The organism is Bacteroides nordii, from assembly GCF_019930665.1.
GTDB classification, from domain to species: domain Bacteria; phylum Bacteroidota; class Bacteroidia; order Bacteroidales; family Bacteroidaceae; genus Bacteroides; species Bacteroides nordii.
The window spans coordinates 3,803,536-3,824,028 of record NZ_CP082886.1; the positions used below are offsets into that span (position 1 = coordinate 3,803,536).

Here is a 20,493-nt window from a genome sequence, read left to right on the forward strand (position 1 = left end):
AGAGCTATTTCATATTAATTAATTCACGCTTGGGCGAATTTAATGGTTTTCGGGTAGATTTACGCAATGTTTCACCCTCTTTTTTACCTCTCCATTCAAATATATCCTCTTTATTTTGAGGACGTATATAATCAAACCATACAAATGTAGGCAACCTCATCTTGTCCGGAGGGATCTGATCCATCGGGTAAAGCACTCCATCCGATTTCGGACTCATGACCATCCTTTTCATTTTACGGTCTTTCAAATGCATTGTTAACAAACTGGTTTGCGAAGTATTCATACCAATCATAGTACTATCCTCCTCTTGCGGATAGAAAATCACAAGCACATTGGCTATAACATCGACTTTCCGCATTTCCCCTTCATCAAAATACGCTTTAATTTCTTTTCCGGACACCTGGTTATAGTGCAACGAATCTTTCATCTCTACCGTCAATGCCTGGTTGATAATATGTGCCCAGTCAATCGTACTGTCATTCAGGTAGATTTTAATTTCTTCTCCCAGTAACTGCTGTCCTTCATTCCAAAGAATAGGGTCACGGTACATTGTCACACAAGAGTCTTTTGAATTATAAACCAATGAATCACAAACGCCCTGAACATCAGTTCTATACATACGAACTTTATGATAAGCCCGCATCTCACGAAACATAGAATCAGTATTCAGATAAGATGTAACCATCATCAAAGTATCAGCATGCATGAAAAGACTATCTCCTTGTGAATAGTCAATAGCGACTGCACGTTTTGTAGCAAAAGCACTGTCAGTCAATTCATTATAGAAACAATAATCACCAGTCAGCATATTTCTATTAATGCTGTCATTCATTATCACGTTGTCAAAAGCTTCTCCATAACCTAACTTACGGTCATAGAACAAACTGTCTCCGGTCATTCGTTTCCCTTCATTGGTCAGCACAGAACGATCAAGCAACTCAGCCTGTTCCGTCAAGGTATTATAAATACCCCGTTCCGAATAAATATGATTCTTTTCATTTACTATTTCAGACGGACCGAGAATAGTGGCCACTTTAGACAAAGTATTATACTTTAAAGTGTCTGAGGTAAGAATAAACTGTGGATTTACCAACTTTACATCGTGATTAAAAACAGATTGCTTCGTAGCAGGACTGTACTCACCCCAGTCAGAGGTAAGTACATTTTCTTCATCCATCAATGTACCACCTTCGAAATAATATCCAAGATCATAAATACGATCATAATTCAGACTATCAGTCAACAAAGTTGTATTCCGATTAATCATCTTTACGTTTTCACGAAGCTGGGCTAACTGGGATATTCCATCATAATACAGATAATCACCATAAATAAACAAGGTATCCCCCTGCTCCATACGTACATTGTTGAATGCTTCAAATGAGTTCGTATTTTCATAGATCAATGCACTGTCACAATACATATACATACTATCATGACGCAGCTTTACTGAACCGATAAGCACCTGCACATCCGGACGGGCCAATTTGTCTGCCCTCCCCTCATCAGCATGCAGAAGATCCACTTTCGTTTTTTTCTTCTGAGGCTTCTGTTGTGGTTTCTGCCCCTGTGCCCAAAGAAGGTATACACCAAACAAGCATAGCATCCCCGTGAGGATGCATTTAAAAAAGAAGTTGTTAGTTCTCATTAATCTTTAATCCAACCTGGATATTTGAAATCGCAATTCTTCCAGTTTTCATCGATACGAACATACGTATGTTTCTGTTTTTCCAGAATCCACTTATGTAACATCTCCTCCCGGCGTTTAGCAATAACAATCTCTTTCAGGTTCTGATAATCTTCTGTAATCGTTGCTTTATGACCATTGATACGGGTTTTCAACTTTACAATAGCACAAATCTCTTTTCCATCTTTCTCATTAACCATTGTAAATGCCTTCGAAATCTCACCCACGTTCAATTTATCTACCACCTTAGCCACGTCCTGTGGCAATTCCTGCATTTCAAACTTAGAAGTAGCCATGGCGTCATTAGAATTAGTATTCACCATCAATCCATGATTGTTTCTTGTATCCTTATCATGAGAAAGTGCTGCTGCAGCATCATCAAAGGAGAACTTACCAACACGAATATCATCAGCAATGGAGTCCAAACGTGCACAAGCCTCTATTAGTTCCTTCTCTGAAACTTTGGGACGTAACAGTATATGACGAGTATTCACACGGTCGCCACGTTTTTCAATCAACTGAATAATGTGATAACCATATTCAGACTCTACAATCTTAGATACTTTCTTAGGATCTTGCAGGCTGAAGGCAACCGCTGCATAAGCTGGGTCCATCATACCTTTACCCATGAAGTCCGTTTCACCACCCCGCATAGCAGAGCCACGGTCCTCCGAGTACATACGAGCCAAAGTAGAAAACTCTGTTTCTCCCTTATTTACACGATCCGTATATTCACGTAACCTACTTTTTACATCCTCTATTTCAGCGATAGGAATCTTGGGCTGCAAAGTAACTATTTGAACCTCCACCTGAGTTGGTACATAGGGAATACTATCCTGTGGCAAATCTTTAAAGTAGCGGCGTACTTCAGAAGGAGTCACTTTGATATCACCTACAAGTTTTTGTTGCATTTTTTGCACAGTAAGTCCTTCACGCGCATTCTCACGCAAAGTTTCACGTATCTGTGACGGAGTTTTATTCTGCTGTTCGAAGAAATATTCCTCCATTTTCTCCCTTGAGCCCAACATCTGTATCCAGTGATTTGTCATAGCATCTACACGTTGGATAACCTCACTTTCGGGAACATCAATACTATCAAGACGCGCCTGATGCAAAAACAACTTTTGCACAGCTAACTCCTCCGGAATTACGCAATAAGGATCGCCATCTATTTTACGTCCTTCATACAGGGCGCTCAAACGTGCCTCTTCTACTTCCGATTTCAAAATAGCCTCATCACCTACGACCCAGACCACTTCATCAATCACGTTGTCCTGTCCGTATGCTACCACATTAGCAAGCATTACTAAGGCAAATAAAACAACAAATCTAAAGTTTACAAACTTCTTCATTCTTTGTATTTAATAATTATATATAATCTTTTTCCGATCTATGGCCCGCTTATACAAGTCATCTTTTACCTGGCGCATAAAGTCTACGCGTTTTATATTAACAAGCATATCTTTTGCTTCAGGCATTGCAAACTCATAGGGTTCCTGCTCTCCTACCGCCCGATAATCACTGACGTTAAGAAAATAATAAAAAGCGGTATCTTTCAACTCCACATGCCGATTCTTGTTGATATATTCTTCCGGTGAATCTGTCTTTAAAGGAATCAAATCGAGGATATCTGCCAATGAAACCCATTTATCATAAAAGTATTCATACTTCACCGCATTCTGAAAGCTGTACTTCTCTAAATGTTCTACGGCTTCTTGTGCTTCGGATTTATACCACTTACGCACATTGGTAAGCTGTGGTGCTGTCAACGGAACTTTTATAAACAATCCTTTCACCAAAGGACGATCCAGTTTAAAAAGTTCTTTGTTTTTCTCGTAATATTCAGCGATTTCCTGTTCAGGGATATCTTTGGTAAGTCTCTGGCCGATTAACTCCTCCTGATAAGTATGCATAATCAATGCTTTACGATAATTCTCCACCAGACGGTCTATCTCCTCATTGTCGGGAATGTTATTCTGAGCCTTTTCATACAACAAAAGATCTTCAACCCAAGTGCGTATATAATGTTCAGCGAAAAGCAAACTATCGTCTTTAGTCAACCCGGCAGGAAGCACAGATTGAAGGTCCTCTTTGTATAAAAAAGTTCCATTAACCTCTACCAGAGGTGTTTTTCCCCTATGATCATGCTTCTCAGTACATGATATACAGAAAAAGAGAGAAACCAGCAAGAGGCCCGTTATTCGCATTGTCAACTGAAATTATACTTATATTCAAGGTACGAAGATAATGCAATAATCGGTTATATCAGTGGTTATTAACTGTTTTTAAAACCTCTTGGTTAATTTCAACCTTACTTTCTTCGCGTAAACGCTTTATCCAAAGCGAATCAAGGAAGTTCTGATAGTCGGCTGCAAGCGGCCCTCGCACTTCTGTATAGCTATCAGGACCTTTCCGTTTTTCACCAAAAACAGTAGTAAAAGGATAAGACTCCAGAGAATCAAAGCTTCCGGTTTTAAATACCAGTTTATCTACATATTTATTATCACCTTTAGCAAACACGCCTCCCTCCACTTTAACAACTTCTACAGAATCATTAAAAGTTTTTGCTATCGTATCTGTCCATACTTCTTCAGGAAGTTTCCGAATTAATTTCTTAATCTGCTTGGCCATTTTTTTATCGGCACAATGCACTACAACGCCTTTATAACGCGGCTCTTTCCATTTATAATTTGACTTATGAGAAGTAAAATAAGCTATTTGTCCGGGTTCATCGGCCACTGCGCGCTCCCAAACCTCACGATTACTAATCTCAAACAGCAACATCCCCTCTTTATATTCCTGCATCAACAACCGGAAAGCCGGATATTTCTGTTCCAAACGTCCATTCTCATAATCCAATACAGTTTTTAAAACAAAAGCATCCACTTGTGTTTTAAGCCCTCTGGGAAACGACGTTGCAAAACTTTTAAAATCCAAACCGGTATACGAATGATTATCCAATGTAAAGAGCGTTTTGTCTGTTTCACCCTTAGACAACAATTCTTTCATTCCTTCATCATCCACCTGGTAGTTATATTCTTTCTTTAATTTTTCTACCATTGACTCCGTGCCTTTGTCAACTCCGAATTTACGAGCAAGCCGACGGGCTATTTCTCCCTTTATTTCTTCAAACGAAGGCAACTCTTTAGTATCAAGAACTTTTGTTATATGCATGCCTTGAGGAGTGAAAAAAGGCTTGGATATTTCTCCTTTATTCAAAGAGAAAACAACATCTTCAAACTCTTCCGGTGTCTGAAGAAACCCCACCCAAAACGGTTTCTTATCATCTGAGAACTTTTCTACATAAGTTGCAAAGTCATCCGTATTCGGCGCAGCAGATAGCACTTTATAAATTGAATCCATCCGAACTTCCGTTTCATTCAGATACGATTTTGATACAGTTTGAGGAAGGTATTTAAAGATATGCATCACCTGTACATAGCCAGCCCGGGATTTAGCTTTCATTTCATCATAAAATTGACGCACATAAGCTTCTTCGGCTTCTTCATCCGTCAAATAAGATTTCGCTAATTGCCTGCGATATCCTTCCAGTTCTTCCCGGAAAGTCCGGGTGGTATCAATGCCAGCAGCTTCGGCAGCCGCAACTTTCAACTTAAAGTTGACAAAAAGATCAACATACTCATCAAGCGTTTTTGACTCTTGTTCATTAAGAGAGTTATTCTTATTATAGATATACTCAAACTCAGAACGAGTTACATCTTTTCCGTTTATCCGCATCAATACAGGATCTTGCTGTGCTACAGCAGAAAGTCCCAATAGACAGGTTACTAATAAAACCAAGTTTCTTTTCATACAAAGCTTCGTTTATATACATACGTTTTATTAAACGCTGAAAGATTGGAAAAATTGTATTTAACGATAATAAAAAGCCGGACTTCCTACCGAGTAAAACAGAGTCCCACAGAGTATTATTCTTTTTCCTACTATGCGATAGAAGAAAAATAACTCTGTGAGACTCCGCATCAACTCGTGGTAAACTTAGCAGCTCCCACGTTATCGAGAATTATATTATTCCGGACGACTATAGTTAGGCGACTCGCTTGTAATTGTTACATCATGAGGATGGCTCTCCATCACACCTGCATTCGTAATACGTGTAAATTTAGCATCATGTAACTTTTCAATATTCTGCGCACCACAATACCCCATACCTGCACGCAAGCCACCGGTCAACTGATAAATCACTTCAAACAGTGTCCCTTTATAAGGAACACGTGCAGCAATACCTTCCGGAACAAGTTTCTTCACATCTGCTTCTCCACTCTGAAAATAGCGGTCTTTCGATCCGTTTTCCATCGCTTCTAAAGAGCCCATGCCACGATATGACTTAAATTTACGTCCATTAAAAATAATAGTTTCACCCGGACTTTCTTCTGTACCGGCAACCAGAGAACCGATCATGACAGAATACCCTCCAGCTGCAAGTGCTTTTACAACATCACCTGAGTAACGAAGTCCGCCATCTGCAATCAAAGGAACACCTGTACCTTTCAAAGCTTTTGCTACATCATAGACAGCAGATAATTGAGGTACACCCACACCGGCCACTACGCGTGTAGTGCAAATAGAGCCTGGTCCAATACCAACCTTTACACCATCAGCCCCAGCTTCAACCAAAGCTTTAGCAGCTTCTCCGGTAGCAATATTACCTACAACAATATCAATGTTCGGAAAACGGTTCTTTGCTTCCTTCAATTTTTCAATTACAAATTTAGAATGGCCATGAGCTGTATCAATCACAATAGCATCCACTCCGGCATCGACCAAAGCCTGCATACGTTCCATCGTATCGGCAGTCACTCCAACACCGGCAGCTACACGCAAACGCCCCTTAGAATCTTTACAAGCCATCGGTTTATCTTTTGCCTTGGTGATATCTTTGTAGGTTACCAATCCAATAAGTTTGTTATCCTTATCAACTACCGGTAGCTTTTCTATCTTATATTTTTGCAGGATTTGTGCAGCAGCTTCCAAGTCAGTAGACTGATTAGTAGTTATCAGCCTGTCTTTTGTCATTACTTCATCGATATGTTTATCCATATCACGTTCAAAACGAAGGTCACGATTGGTTACAATACCAACCAGATATCTGTTATCATCTACTACCGGAATACCACCAATCTTATATTCAGCCATCAAAGCAAGTGCATCACGTACAGTGGACCCCTTTTTGATAGTCACCGGATCATAAATCATACCATTTTCAGCACGCTTCACAGTGGCAACCTGTTTAGCCTGATCTTTTATCGGCATATTTTTATGAATTACACCAATTCCTCCTTCACGAGCTATAGCAATAGCCATTTTAGCCTCGGTAACCGTATCCATAGCGGCGGTAACAAAAGGAATTTTTAACTCAATATTTCTTGAAAACTTTGTCGAGAGCTCGACAGTGCGCGGTAAAACTTCTGAATAGGCAGGGATTAACAAAACGTCATCATACGTTAATCCATCCATTACAATCTTATCAGCAATAAATGACATAGGGCTATGCGTTTAAAATTTATTGCGTGCAAATATACGGTTTTTATTCAATACAGACAAAAATAGAAATAAAAAAATCCCCCTGCCAGAAGGCAAGAGGATTCTTTATAATATAACCAGACAAACGATTAACGAACAATCAGCTTAGCAACTGCATTTTTACCATCAGCATATACCCTGACAAAGTAAACCCCTGCTGTAATACCTTTCAGATTTACAGAAAACATAGTTGACGTTGTATATTCTTTATAAATAACTACACCTGCCATATTAATAACTTCAACCAAAGCACCATTGGTAGCCAGTTCACCTAAAGTAACCCGGAAGTTTCCGTCATTCGGATTAGGACAAACAATAATCTTATCAGAAGATTCGGTTGATTCGATTCCTGTAATCAACGAAGTACCCAGATTGAAACCATCTACAGTGAACGGGAAGAGAACAGTATAAGTTTTACCCGCTTCAATAGCTGTATTAGTCAACGTATAGGTATAAGTATATGTACCATCCCCATTATCTGTTTTGACCTTGGCCGGAGTAAATCCAATTCTGTTTCCTTCATAATAAACGAAGAAGTTTCCACTAAAATATGCCTCTTTAGTAAGAATAGTAAATTCCAGTTTATCATCTGTGGTAGTGATAGAATAAACATATCCTTCCAGAGTAGCTGCAGTTGTTACATTTCCGGCACCCAATGCATAATATTCTCCAGCCTTAGCAACAAACGGAGTTTCCAAATCATCGCCCTGAGCTTTCTTTCTTACAATTAATGAATAATCATAATCCTGATCTTCCGGCTTATCCTTTGATATAATAGCGCATATTTTTACAACTTGGTCTTTTACCAGATTTAGTGTTGTATACGCTCTTCCATACATAAAGTCTTTCACTTCTGCGGCTGTAGCTTTTGTACTACAATCATTAATCTTATAAGATACACCAGCACCTTGTCCCAATGAACTTACCAGGTAGTATTCGCCAATTTCAGGAGCAACAAATTCATACCATGTCTCACTGGCAACATCTTTGCATATCACAGTTTTATCAAAATCGATACTGATGGCTTTGTCACAAGATTCGCCTTCACCTGCTGCAGTAAACTTAGTTTTGATTACAATATCTGCTCCTTCTTCATTCTTAAACTGATAAACAGTAAACCGATATGTTTCGCCTTTGATTACAGAATAACGGTAAGTAAGCCTTCCCATCAATTCTTCAAACGACAATTTATCCTGTGTAGTACCACATTCTTTTACTATGCCACATGACCAGTGATCTCTAACCCATATTTTATCTTCCACTTCAAATTCTACAGTACCATCATCAGGAGCGGTAAATAGATACCATTCTTCCCGAGCGTCCCGGTTCTTCATTACAATATCTTCATCCAGATTAAACGGTCTCGGATAATCGCAATAATCTCCTAATGGAATATTCTCATCTTCAACAACTGTGAATGTAGCCTTATCTGTACTTGATGCCACAAATCTCATTCTATACTCTTCGCCTGCATTTACTCTCACTATACAGCTTGTAGAACCATAATTAGCAATATTCGTTGTACCGGAATTCAAAGTTATCATAGTCAATGCATCTTCCGGATAAGTAAGTTTCAACATACAATCCTGAGTAGCAATATACTTAAACCAATAATTACGTTTTTCACCACCATATTCGTTATCACCTAATTTAGCATTTAACGGATTGACTTTCGCCTCACCTGGTTTGGGATCACGCTGCACTAACTTAATAGCATCCTCAACAGCATTAGCACTGTTTACACAGATAAGATAATTAGTTCTGGTAGTCTCCATTTCAAAGTATGATTTAGCACCAGCTGCCACTTCATTTACCACAGGCTCGGCATCTGAACAATCCACATAATAGCTGATTGTTCCTGTCCACCCCTTATTAGAAGCCAATTCCAACAGATTAAGTGCACTATCTTCACTCTTGGTTATAGTATAGTTATACCAGGTAGCCCCTGCTTTCACAGAAAGAGCTGAAGTCGTAGAATTGATATGAATAGGTACGATACAATCATTACCTTCTTCAACTTCCGTAAGCTTCAAAGTTGCCTTTGTTGGACGATTATTAGTAGTTACTACATAATAAGTAGTATTGGCTTTTACTGCAAATTTATGGCTATTATTATTTTCATCCTGTACAACCATCATCGGTTTATAATCTAAAGCTCCAATTTTATCTTCTCCTTCATATACAAACAGTACATACTGCTCAATATCTATATTGGCAAGCCCTGTAATCGGTGCTGTAAATTGCAACCAGGACAATTCCGAATAACTTGCAAAATCAGGAAATTCATCTACATTAGTATTCTCGTTTACAGGAATAATTGTCTCTACATCCGGTTGCAAGCCGACTGCATTCTCAAAAGTTGATCCCGGCAGGAAGAAGCCTGATACCGGTACAACTAAACTACTAATTGAAAATTTACGAGGAAAATCTGCACCTTGTCCTTCCAAGAACTCGGTAGAAGTCACAGTAAATTTCAGAACATCGCCTTCCATCAGCTTTATGGCCGAATAGCCACCGACCAGATTATCATAAGCCTCCCACTCTAATACAAGATCAGGCTCTCCAACTACTCCACCTGCAAATTTCACATCATAAGCCTCAGCTTTAGAAAAGAGATAGAACATTTCATTTTGAGTAGCTGTATAACTGAATGTTTTAGAAGTATTAGCATCGTTTAAAGTAATAGCCATAGTAGTTCCATCCCAAGGCCCAGCGGGAGTATCATCATCACCGCTACCATCACTCAGTTCAAGCGGGAAAGTTACAGGATATGACTCTTCATCTGCTGCGGTTATTGTTAATGTAATAACCCGGTCTTTAACAGCATCTACTGTTAACGTTGCGCCAGCCCAATCGAAAAGTCCCTCAGACCATGCTGCAGAACTCTGTCCTTCCCAAGTAGCCTTTATTTTTACTGCATAACTTTTTGTATCACACTTAAAAGTATATTGTTTTGATTCAGTAGGAGTAAATGTTAAAGTTATTGCGTCATCAGCTCCGGTAATAGTAATATCTTTCTTTGTACCATCCCAGGCAGTATCATCCCCACTGTCTTTAACCAATTCCATTGGCACTATTACAGGGAAAAATTCTTCTCCATCAGTTACAACTGTCAACTTAATAACTTCATTAGCTTTAGCCCCAATGCTGACTGTTGCACCAAACCAATCATAAAGTGCATCAGACCACTCGGTCACATCTCCACATACAGCTTTAATTTTTATCCCAAACTCTTGGGTATTGCTCTTAAAAGTATAAGTTTTAGCTTCAGGAGCTGTAAACTCTAAATTTATCTCATCCTCCCCGGATTCAAATTTGATAGTTCTCCACGAACCATCCCACGCCTCCGCCTTTACGGTAGATGTAGCCACTGCCATAATGTTCATCATGACAAACATTAGCAAGAAGTAGTAGTTCTTTTTTCCCATGTTACACTAAATTTTAATTAATACTAAGTTTATTTATAAGAAAATTCTTGTTTCAAAGTCATCGTGCCCTCCGGCCAGTAATCATTAAAGTAGCCCTCGACGGCACGTTCCGCAGAAATCCAGTTTCCTTGCGCATCCAGTTCATAAGCGTTCAAATGAACAGATGCCGTATTTCCCTCGTTATCACTCTTCGTAGCAGAGAGTAGAAAACCCTCTTCTGTATATGTATACACAGTTCTTTCCTGTGCCAATCCGGCTTCATAGGCAACTTCCGTTACCTGTACCTGCAACCGGGGAGAAGCATAAACCACTGATCGCTTCTGAACCATGTCGGGATCATCATTGGTACGAGCAGAAGTTGTCATTCCAAGTAACACACCTTTCTCTCCGAAAGCATAGACCGTTTCTTCATGCTGAAGTACCTCGTCTCCTCTGATCAGCTGCTTGGTACACATTGACGGGTAAGAGTTCCGAAACAAGTACTCTGTTCGGGCAATCCCCATCCAGCTATCTGTTTCACAAACAGCTTTCTCTCCATCAAATTCGTATTTGAAGCCATTGTCACCTTCTACCGAGACCAATCCTTTCAGCAAGAAGAGAGGTAAACCAGCAAATGAGAAAGGAAAAGGTACGTATACAGCATGAGTGCCGTATTTCAATTCATAAACGACGGAAGTACCTCCCAACTCCGTTTCGGTAACTACCGCCAACCTCCCTGCAGAATCATATCCATAAGAATATCTCGTTGCGTCACCGGTAGTCCCCCATCCTCTCGTTAAGCCGGAGGATGCGTCAACAAGTTCATTAATTGGATTATAGATTAGTAAGTGTCCGCGTGTGTCGAACAAATATTTCTTGGTTGTATTGAATACTGCCAGGTCTTCGTTCGTGCTCTCTTCTGACACCTGCACATAGAGTGGGTTTCCCTTAAAATTGAACAAGCTCTGATGAGTAGCCTCCCACACAACAGTTGCTTCACCATATTGCTTTTCATATGGAGTAACCGGTTGCACAATAAGGTCGTCGTCCTTACAAGCAGTAAAGACCGCACATATACAGCCTAATAGTATGGTAATAGTACAGTTTAAAGTCTTCATTCTTATTCTTATATTAAAATAACTCTCTATAAAGTTGCTTCGGAAGGCCTATGGTTTCACAACGACAACCTTCCTAACAACTTTCTTCAAGAGAGAGTAATTTATTATTTAAGCAGATAATCCGCATTCACTTCGTAACCCTTCATTACCGCATCATATTCTTCCTGTGTCATAAACAGGAACCTCAGATTAGGCAGATTACTCCGATCTATATCAGCAGCCTTCAATCCGCAATTAATCAAACTCAACATCAACAACTTATCACTTTTCATAGCAGGAAATGATGGTAATTTATTACCATCTAATATCAATGAATGCAAATTGGGCATTTTCTCTAATTCTTCTTTTGTCACAGATTGGATCTGATTATCAGCCATAGACAATAGTTGCATATTTTCATGCTGTACCTCTTTAGGTATAGAGGTAAAAGAACATCCATCCAATAACATGCCACGCAGATATTTACGGGTTCGGTTGCCTTCTTCACCAATTACTGTATTGGCTATAGAAGGAGGCAGCGATTTCAGGTTCTTATTATTGCGCATATCCAACGTTGATATTTTGTACAACTGATCAAATACATCGGGGAGTTCACTTATTTCAGTATTTATAAAACGCAAGCTGACCAATTCCGTCAGATTGACAATGCTTGCCGGTATTTTGCTAACCTTCTCATTAATCACATCAATGGTTCTCAGCGTCTTAATCTCACCTATCGATTCTGGAAGTTCCGTCACTTTATTGTTTATCAGTGTCAGATCATTCAGTTTTTTCATATCCCAGAAAGACTTTGGAAAGGTGCTGAAATTAGTATTCTCAATGTAAATAGAAGCAATCCTCGATTCACCAATATTATCAGGAAGTTCTTCCAGATCGCAATTACTGATGTGCAGTCCTGTCATACTCGGGAAGTTGATAATCGCCCGGGACAGTTTTTTCATATGTTTGAATTCAGGCAGATTCCCGTCGCCGTCAATATCCAAATCAGTAATATAAAGCAAATTTCCATAATCATCCGTCTCAAACGAGAGTCCGGCCCAGGTATCCAATGTTTCTTCCACATCCCAAGAAGGTGGCCACTTACTTCTATCGTCCCCCAATACCTCTTTGCAAATAGCAAAAAGGACGTTGGTATAATTGTTAGTAGGATCAACAACTGTTTTTACCTTTACCGGTAAAATATATTCCTGTAGTTCTCCTACTTTCACATCAAACTCATTATCTTCTGTCAAAGTAATATCCAGATTCTCAATTAAATTAGCATCCTTACCAAAAGCCCGATAACTTAAAAGTTTATAATGTCCTTCTTCTAATCTTACTTTTTCAGTAGACAGTAATTCAGTGTTTCCCGTAAGCGGGTAACTGGGCAGTTCTATTTTTACCCCGTCCTTCTCTAACACAATCTTTACGGTAGCAATATCGTCCAGATCAGCCAATGTATAGGTTGTTATTTTGGTAAACTGGAAACAAATTTCTCCCTGATTAGGTAACAAAGCATCCTTATCATCCTCTTTACAAGCCGAAATTAAGACCAGTAAAAAACAAGCTGCCCAGACAATCGCCAGTATATTCTTAATCTTCCTCATAATCATTTTAGTTTTAATCATCTATTTCACCCCAGTTTCCATCCAGTGAAAGCTTGGGATATTGTTTCTTACTTGCATCATAATAGTGAAACCATCTGAAAGTGCTATCAAATGAAGATGGAGTCAGAGCCGTGTTGTTCGTATCCTCTTCCCAATCTGGACACGGAGTATCTATAAAATCCGGCTCATTATCAAAACCAACCCGTCGGTTCTTACTATCTCTGCCGTTATAAGTCTGATTAAACACCATTGTGTATGGGTTCCAACATTTCAATCGCTTATGCTTCAATATCCATTCAGGAATCATACCAGACAAGTAGTTCAAATTCAGTGATAAGGCTTTTAATTGAGGCATCACATCAGCCACGCCTTCCATAGCCGGAATAGAACCTTCAAAATAGTTGTATGACAGATGAAGATAAGCCACCCGTTTCAACAGAAACAAGCGCTCCGGAAGTTCACCTCTCAAGCCAATACTGTCTTTTTTATTAGTAAAAAGATTACTACCCACTTCATAATGACGGCAATTCCCTAAACTCACATAGAGCAGACTGTCTTTATCCAAAGTCTCAATAATATCCATCGGAAATTCCTGCAAAGGATTACCAGTCATCTCCAGTTCCTTTAATTTCTTCAGGTTGGTCATCCGGGCAGGAAGTGAATTAATTCCATAACCAATAAAGGCAAGGCTCTCCAAGCTATCCAAATAGGTTACATCATCTTCCAGCTTAATAGACTTACGATAACTATTTTCATTACCCGTAAAGACCAAGGTTTTCAACTGATTCAAATAACGTATCTGAAAAGGAATACTATTATCCGTATTGAATATATAGAAGTTTACGCCAACGACACGCAGCTCGGTGGTATCTCGTACGAAATCGCCATCCACATATTTATAGTCGACCTCTTCCGTCTTTACATTGTTCCAATAAATCATCGGCTGACTGCCATCCCACTGGGTGTAACACTTCATCATACGGCTGATAGCCAATAAGGCAAGCGAATCTCCCCGACGTGACGGTACTATTCTTTCTGACTTCTTCTGCCGGAAAGTAAATGTTTTCTCTATAGGTTTTTCACCCTCTTTTGCATCTGTCTGGCGAAACGTAAATTCAGCCACCCGATCTGCATCTGACTGTGTGTAAATGTCGAAGTCGAAACGTACCTTATCCGGACGGGGTACCGAACCGACCTTTTTTTCCGGTACACTCACACGTACCCATTTCTGAGTAGCATCAACCGGTATCACTTCATACTTAACATTCGAGGTTACATTCAACTCTGTGAACATCTTTTCGTAGTCTACAAAATCTTCCACTTCAACCGCTTCTTTATCCAGTTTTATAATTTTCTCATAACCATACTGGAATACCTTTACCTGAGAGGCTTTTGAGCCGGAACGGAACGTAATAACCGCTTCCCGTTCCTTATACAAATAACTGGTATCCACGCGCAATTCGCAAACAGTAGAAGCGTTCCCATTGGCTGGTGATACCATACACCACTCAGCATTCGATTCTACATACCAATCCTGATCAGCGGACAGATTGACAGCACATGTATCACCACAGTCCGGAACAACAAACTCCGATTCTTCCTCACTCACTCCAAAGAAAGAAGGCTGAACATCGTCATCATCCTTACAAGAGAAGAGAGCAACTATCCCCAGGCAGATTAACAGGAAAACCTGGATATTTCTATTTTTATATCTGATTGATTTCATCTTCTTTGTCATTAGTTGTTTACATTCGTAATATCCTGAGTCTCATCATAAACCAGCAGGAACGAGCCATCATTGATACGGGCAATAATCGCTGAAGGAACAGTCATCTTGATATTCGGATTATCCGAAACATCAAACTTATTAAGATTGTCCGGAAAAGTTTGTATCATACGCAGGTCATTACCGGATACCTCCAATATCTTCAGAGCCATATGCTGATCCAAACCGGTAGGCCATTCAACCAATGTACGTTTGAATTTCTTCTGAGCAGCATCGGTATAATATCCTTGAGAGTTAAGAATCAGCTGATTGAGACTATTCACATATAAGATATTGACAGGAAACTTATCAAAACGATTCTGGCTCAAATCTATTCCGGAAAAGTGAGGAAGATATTCCGAATTAAATTCATTGGGCATGGATTTTATCTTATTACCAGCCAACTCCAGTGCCTCCAGTGCTTTCAGGTTCTTAAATGATTCAAATGGGACTTCTGTTATTCCATTGTAAGACAACCGAAGGAAATTGATCACAGATGAATATTCAGAAAATTCAGTAGGCAACTTGGTAAACTTGTTGGAACATAAATTAAGTTTCTCTGCACGCACTCCTTTAAAGCCCGGTTCAAAACCATCGATCTGGTTGACAGACAGGTCTATCTCTTCAATGGAATATTTACCGTCATTTTTCATATTAGACAACAATACCGGAAACTTCTTTAACTTATTACAAGAAGCTGAGAACAACTCTAAATCATCTGTAATACAGAAGTTATTAGGAATAGGAGTAGCTCCGGCTCCCAAATCTTCATTGCCCAGTTCATTACAATCAACCATAAACTGAACAGGAGATACATTACCAAGAGCAGGAAGTTCAACCAGTTTGTTATAAGCCAAATCAAGCATTCCCAGCTTTTTCATATTACGAATACTGGGTGGTAGTTTAGTTAACTTATTGTCATTCAAGTATAAAAGTTGAACCGTTCCCTGAGACTTTCCATTCGTAAAAAAGTCATCCAGATTCTTATAGGTTGATTCCAAATCAAGACTCCCATTCATGGAAAAATTTAAGGAAACCAGATTGGGTAATTCTTTCAACTGTTCCGGAAAAGTAGTCATCCGACAGTTATAAATTTCCAAATCTGTAAGATTTTCCAGTTTGCCAAATGATTCTGGTAACTCTTCTATAAAGCCATTTGCTATGTATAGCATAGTCAATGTACCTGCTAATTCACCAATACGCTCAGAAATACCTGTAATACGATTTGACATAGAACCCTTATTCCTACCTGCATATTTTGTATATACGGTGGGACGTGCATTTCTGCTCTCATAGTTCAATTTAGAAGCTATCTGAAGCTGCGCTCTTCTCAAAGCAAACCTTTCGCGTGCAATATCCATACGGTGGGCACGTACATCCACTCCTTCACGTGCAAGCAGATAATGGCTAAGTATGCCCTCCATACCCTCATCTCCAACAATCGAAACTGTTTCATCATGATTTCCAAGATACAAAGTTTCAAGCTGAGTCAAATCGCCGATAGCATCGGGAACGAAACCTTTAGGATTGAAACTTCCCAGATTTAAAGAAGTAACCCTGCCATTACCACCAAGCCCTACTCCCGGTTGATCTCCCCACATATCGATAGGACGCGGAGTACCATCAGCAAATTTAAACACCCAGTTTGAACCGATATTATAACCTTCACCATTCCATGACCACTCTTCACCTCCCATTGCCTTCCAAATGTTATACAAAGCAATGTAATCGCGAATCGCTGCCGTTTCATATAGTTTCACATCCACCGTATCACGCAAAAGCTTAAAATGCTCAATCTTCACATTCTGCTCTTCGTCCATTGCATAGATCAGTTCCTGATTCTTATTATACAATTTATAATGAGACAGAACATAATCTCCCTGTTTCATTTGAATCGTATCGGTAGAAAACAGCTGAGCTTTTTTTTCCTTTTTTGCCTTTACCGGATAACTCTCAACATAGCTAACGCCATTACTTGAATACTTAAACGTGAACACAGCAGAAGCAATATCATCGTATTTTATCTCGCTGTTATCAACAGTTGCACGAGAAAGAGGAGACTCAATGGCAGACAAGTCTTTGCCAAATACTGCCGCATATTTACCATACAATACAGCTTCTAACGCAAAATCAACCTCTGTCAGACGGTTATTCTCTATCCGGAAGTTAACCTCTTCATCAGGTGTCCCCGACTGTAAGATTTCAGCCTGTCCATCCACAACCTCATCTCCATAAACAACAAAGTAAGTGATCTTATAAGTACCGGGCATCAATTGCACCGGTACAGTAGATAATCCAAATTCAGCACCCTCTTCACTGACAGACTTCGGCATCAATGCCATACTGAAAGATTGATTACCGGCAGATGCTAAGGTAATCTGAATCTTACGTACATCCTTCAGATAGCTGAGTTCCTTTCCGCTATCCAATGCGCGGGAGTCCGCACCCTTCTTATGCAACTGAAGCTGCATATATCCGTAACCTTCTTGTGAGGCGACTATTTCATCATCAGAACAACTTCCGACCAGAACAAGCCCCAGAAAAGCCACAAACACTCCTAATATTTGATATAATAACTTCATTATTAACAGTATATTTAATTATTGAAATGGTTGTTTAACATAGAAAGTAAACATCGTAAAGGTATTATCACTACCATCTTCCGGATTAACACCTCTAAATGCCTTAAATTCAATCTTGATTACACGATCCCGTTTATCCTTATTCTTTCCTACGATAAGTACGAACTTAGTTAAATCGACCACACCATCTTTCATTTTAAATTCAACATTTACATCATTAGGGACAAAAGTACGTGGATTCTCAACTCCTGCTATGACTTCCGTCACATCCAACCGGGGTGTAAAGATTTTCACCGCATCAGAAAGCATATCAAAAGATTTTGTTTCACCTGCTGCCGGAAGAGTGATCGTTGCTCCATTTTCAATACCGGTTACACTCATCTTATATTCCAGAAAAGCATTTTTTTGCCGTATATATGACCCTATATACTGGCTCTTCAAAGTAGTAGAAACCGGATCTTCAAACAAATCATCAAAACTTACCGAATTGGGAACAATAAACAGATAAGCCTCTCTATCTTCTCCCATAGAGGTAAGCTTATTCACATCATCCTCGTCGCCACGCTGATTAGCTACCAGATAAAGTTCCTTTGTATATATCCCATTGGATGTCTTATCTTTGGAAGAATCGCCCATACGCAAAGTAGCCCAATGGACAGCTGTACGCTCAAGCGCTCCATTCACACATTTACATAAAAGTAACTTGAATGGTGCATCAGTTACATCTGTATAATTTTCACCTGTTTCAATCATAAATGGCAATTCGAGTATCCGTGCCGTACCTGGTATCGGATCAAATGCAAAATCATTTCCATACGGATCAAATGCCGGGAACTCAAAATTATGATTAATATAATCATCACTGATTCCGGCAAAGTGAATAGGAATAATAATCAGTTGCTTGGAACGAACATCCGACAATATAATCACATCTTCTTTTTCTGACGCAGGAATCATACCGTCAGCTATGCGTACTTCTACATATAAAGGGTTCGTAGCCAACGTTCCTGATACAGTAATATTAGTGGGTTGAGGAGTAGATAACCATTCCGGCAACTCCAATTTCCACTGAATATTTGAAGAGACATACAGAGGAGCCATATAGACTCCGGGGGTAGCAGGGTCTATCAACAGTTCCAACTTTTCAACTTCCGCATCCATTTCTTCTGTCAGATAAGCTTTACATTCGGCTGTAGCTTTCACCGAAATATGTTTCGGAGTAGCACCGGCCTTAATATTAAACCCACCTTCCAGGACCATTGATTCAAAGTCTGTAAACAGTACTTTCACTTCTACTTTCTTAGTAGTAATCTGACCGGACTGATGCTCGTCTATAAAAGAGAAAAGTATTCCGCTTGTTGCATCGGTCAACTCCCAAGTTTGATCAGAGCTTACAGTCAGTGTATCTACAAAATACTCACCAACATTATCCGCCTCTAAAACCAAGCTTTCTGTGTCGACCACAAGGTTAGCCCCTTTGCCTAATTGAGAGATCTTCACCACATATACCATTTCATCTCCAACAACTGATATACGGAATTCCGCTGTACGTACCTGTGCTTCCAGGTTTGTTCTCAAAGGTTGTATGGTAATTTCCGCTTTGCCTTTACTTCCTTTAGTTTGTGAAGCCGAGAAAAACACACTGCCACCTTCCGAAAAAGAAGCCGTCCATTCATTTCCTGCTTCAAAAGAGAAGGTTGTCTCCTGTTCTCCTTTTTCACTTACAAAAACTATATCTTCAACATCAAACGTTGTTTTTCCCTGCACCTCCGGTGATTCTTCCTTATCATCCGAACAGGCTGCAATGGCAAAGGTCATTACGAGTAACGCCCAATAGCCCAACCGATTTTTCAAATGGGTGATTGTATTCATATTTTCTTTCTTTTAATCGATTATTTTTTCAATGAATATCCTGTAGGCTGTACCTTAATGTCATAAGGAGGAGTAATACTGTTCTTTTCTGCTTCGGCCTCATAAGGGCTGATCCATTCAAATATATACAGGTATGTTCCAAATGAGCCCACTTTAGGAAGGAATATGTTCAAATAGAGAACTACTCCTCTGTCTGCTGCGATGAAAAAGCTCGGGTTACTTGCCACCGATTGTGCAAAAACCAACCCGTATCCTGCGTCGAGAAACGCTTCCTGTTCCACAACAGTTACTTCCTCATTCATCGGTTCATCATCCGATGCATTGAATTTGACCTTTAAATCATAACTGTCATCAAACGGTGCCTTGATAAGCATTGTATGATCGTCTATCTTCTCGCTTTTCACTAAAAAGCTCTTAGAATCTTCACTGAACGGGAATGTACATGTCATACGCATGTCACCTATGTAATCATTTATATTAAACGGATAGCATTTAAATAAAAAGATATTTGTCGTATTCCCGTACAGGCTCATCGTTTCATTCTTATCGTTGATCAGTTTCAAAGTGACTGCCAGACTATCTGTACGATTCATATTATCAAAATACCCTTTCATCGTCACCACTCCTGTCCTCTCACCTGACTTTATCAAAACATTCTTATTCAAAAGCTCAAAATGATATCCTTCAATGGCATTTGTATGATCTACATCTACACTTACCACGTAATTCCGGTCATAATCCATTGCCTGGGTAGCAGCAACTACAATATCAAAAGTTCTTTCCGAATTCACCGTTACAGGCATTACCATGGCAGAGTCGGCAAACATGACATACGAATCGCCGGAATACAATATTTCCTTGCCATCGCAACTCACAAACAGAATTGCAAACAGTACACATAAACTATATATGCTTTTCTTCATAATCATCTC

General features: G+C 39.5%; 12 protein-coding genes. All 12 read right to left on the reverse strand.

The window, feature by feature from the left end:
* Positions 1-4: 4 nt before the first annotated feature.
* Positions 5-1,606 (reverse strand): OstA-like protein, encoded by a 1,602-nt coding sequence (locus K8P02_RS15095; protein WP_394373214.1) that lies wholly within the window; start codon positions 1,604-1,606, stop codon positions 5-7.
* A gap of 41 nt (positions 1,607-1,647) precedes the next feature.
* Positions 1,648-3,039 carry a peptidylprolyl isomerase gene (locus K8P02_RS15100; protein ID WP_007487170.1) on the reverse strand — a complete coding sequence of 464 codons (1,392 nt, stop codon included), beginning with the start codon at positions 3,037-3,039 and terminating at the stop codon, positions 1,648-1,650.
* Between the two features lie 9 nt (positions 3,040-3,048).
* A complete protein-coding gene (locus K8P02_RS15105; protein WP_007487168.1) occupies positions 3,049-3,894 on the reverse strand; it encodes a peptidylprolyl isomerase in 846 nt (281 codons plus the stop codon).
* 58 nt (positions 3,895-3,952) lie between these two features.
* Complete coding sequence (locus K8P02_RS15110; protein WP_007487166.1) at positions 3,953-5,500, reverse strand: peptidylprolyl isomerase; 1,548 nt, start codon at positions 5,498-5,500, stop codon at positions 3,953-3,955.
* A 216-nt stretch (positions 5,501-5,716) separates the two neighbouring features.
* Positions 5,717-7,192, reverse strand: a complete 1,476-nt coding sequence (guaB, locus tag K8P02_RS15115) for an IMP dehydrogenase (RefSeq protein WP_002562353.1) — start codon at positions 7,190-7,192, stop codon at positions 5,717-5,719.
* Positions 7,193-7,320: 128 nt separating this feature from the next.
* Complete coding sequence (locus K8P02_RS15120) at positions 7,321-10,659, reverse strand: T9SS type A sorting domain-containing protein (protein WP_223381494.1); 3,339 nt, start codon at positions 10,657-10,659, stop codon at positions 7,321-7,323.
* A 29-nt stretch (positions 10,660-10,688) separates the two neighbouring features.
* A complete protein-coding gene (locus K8P02_RS15125; RefSeq protein ID WP_025867894.1) occupies positions 10,689-11,756 on the reverse strand; it encodes a hypothetical protein in 1,068 nt (355 codons plus the stop codon).
* A 104-nt stretch (positions 11,757-11,860) separates the two neighbouring features.
* On the reverse strand, positions 11,861-13,342 hold the full coding sequence (locus tag K8P02_RS15130) for a leucine-rich repeat domain-containing protein (protein ID WP_025867893.1): 1,482 nt from the start codon (positions 13,340-13,342) through the stop codon (positions 11,861-11,863).
* A gap of 13 nt (positions 13,343-13,355) precedes the next feature.
* Positions 13,356-15,068, reverse strand: a complete 1,713-nt coding sequence (locus K8P02_RS15135; RefSeq protein WP_223381496.1) for a BACON domain-containing protein — start codon at positions 15,066-15,068, stop codon at positions 13,356-13,358.
* A gap of 11 nt (positions 15,069-15,079) precedes the next feature.
* Positions 15,080-17,689, reverse strand: a complete 2,610-nt coding sequence (locus K8P02_RS15140) for a DUF4458 domain-containing protein (protein ID WP_025867892.1) — start codon at positions 17,687-17,689, stop codon at positions 15,080-15,082.
* An 18-nt stretch (positions 17,690-17,707) separates the two neighbouring features.
* Positions 17,708-19,561 (reverse strand): BACON domain-containing protein, encoded by a 1,854-nt coding sequence (locus tag K8P02_RS15145; protein ID WP_025867891.1) that lies wholly within the window; start codon positions 19,559-19,561, stop codon positions 17,708-17,710.
* 20 nt (positions 19,562-19,581) lie between these two features.
* On the reverse strand, positions 19,582-20,484 hold the full coding sequence (locus K8P02_RS15150; protein ID WP_195450013.1) for a DUF4984 domain-containing protein: 903 nt from the start codon (positions 20,482-20,484) through the stop codon (positions 19,582-19,584).
* Between the last annotated feature and the right edge of the window lie 9 nt (positions 20,485-20,493).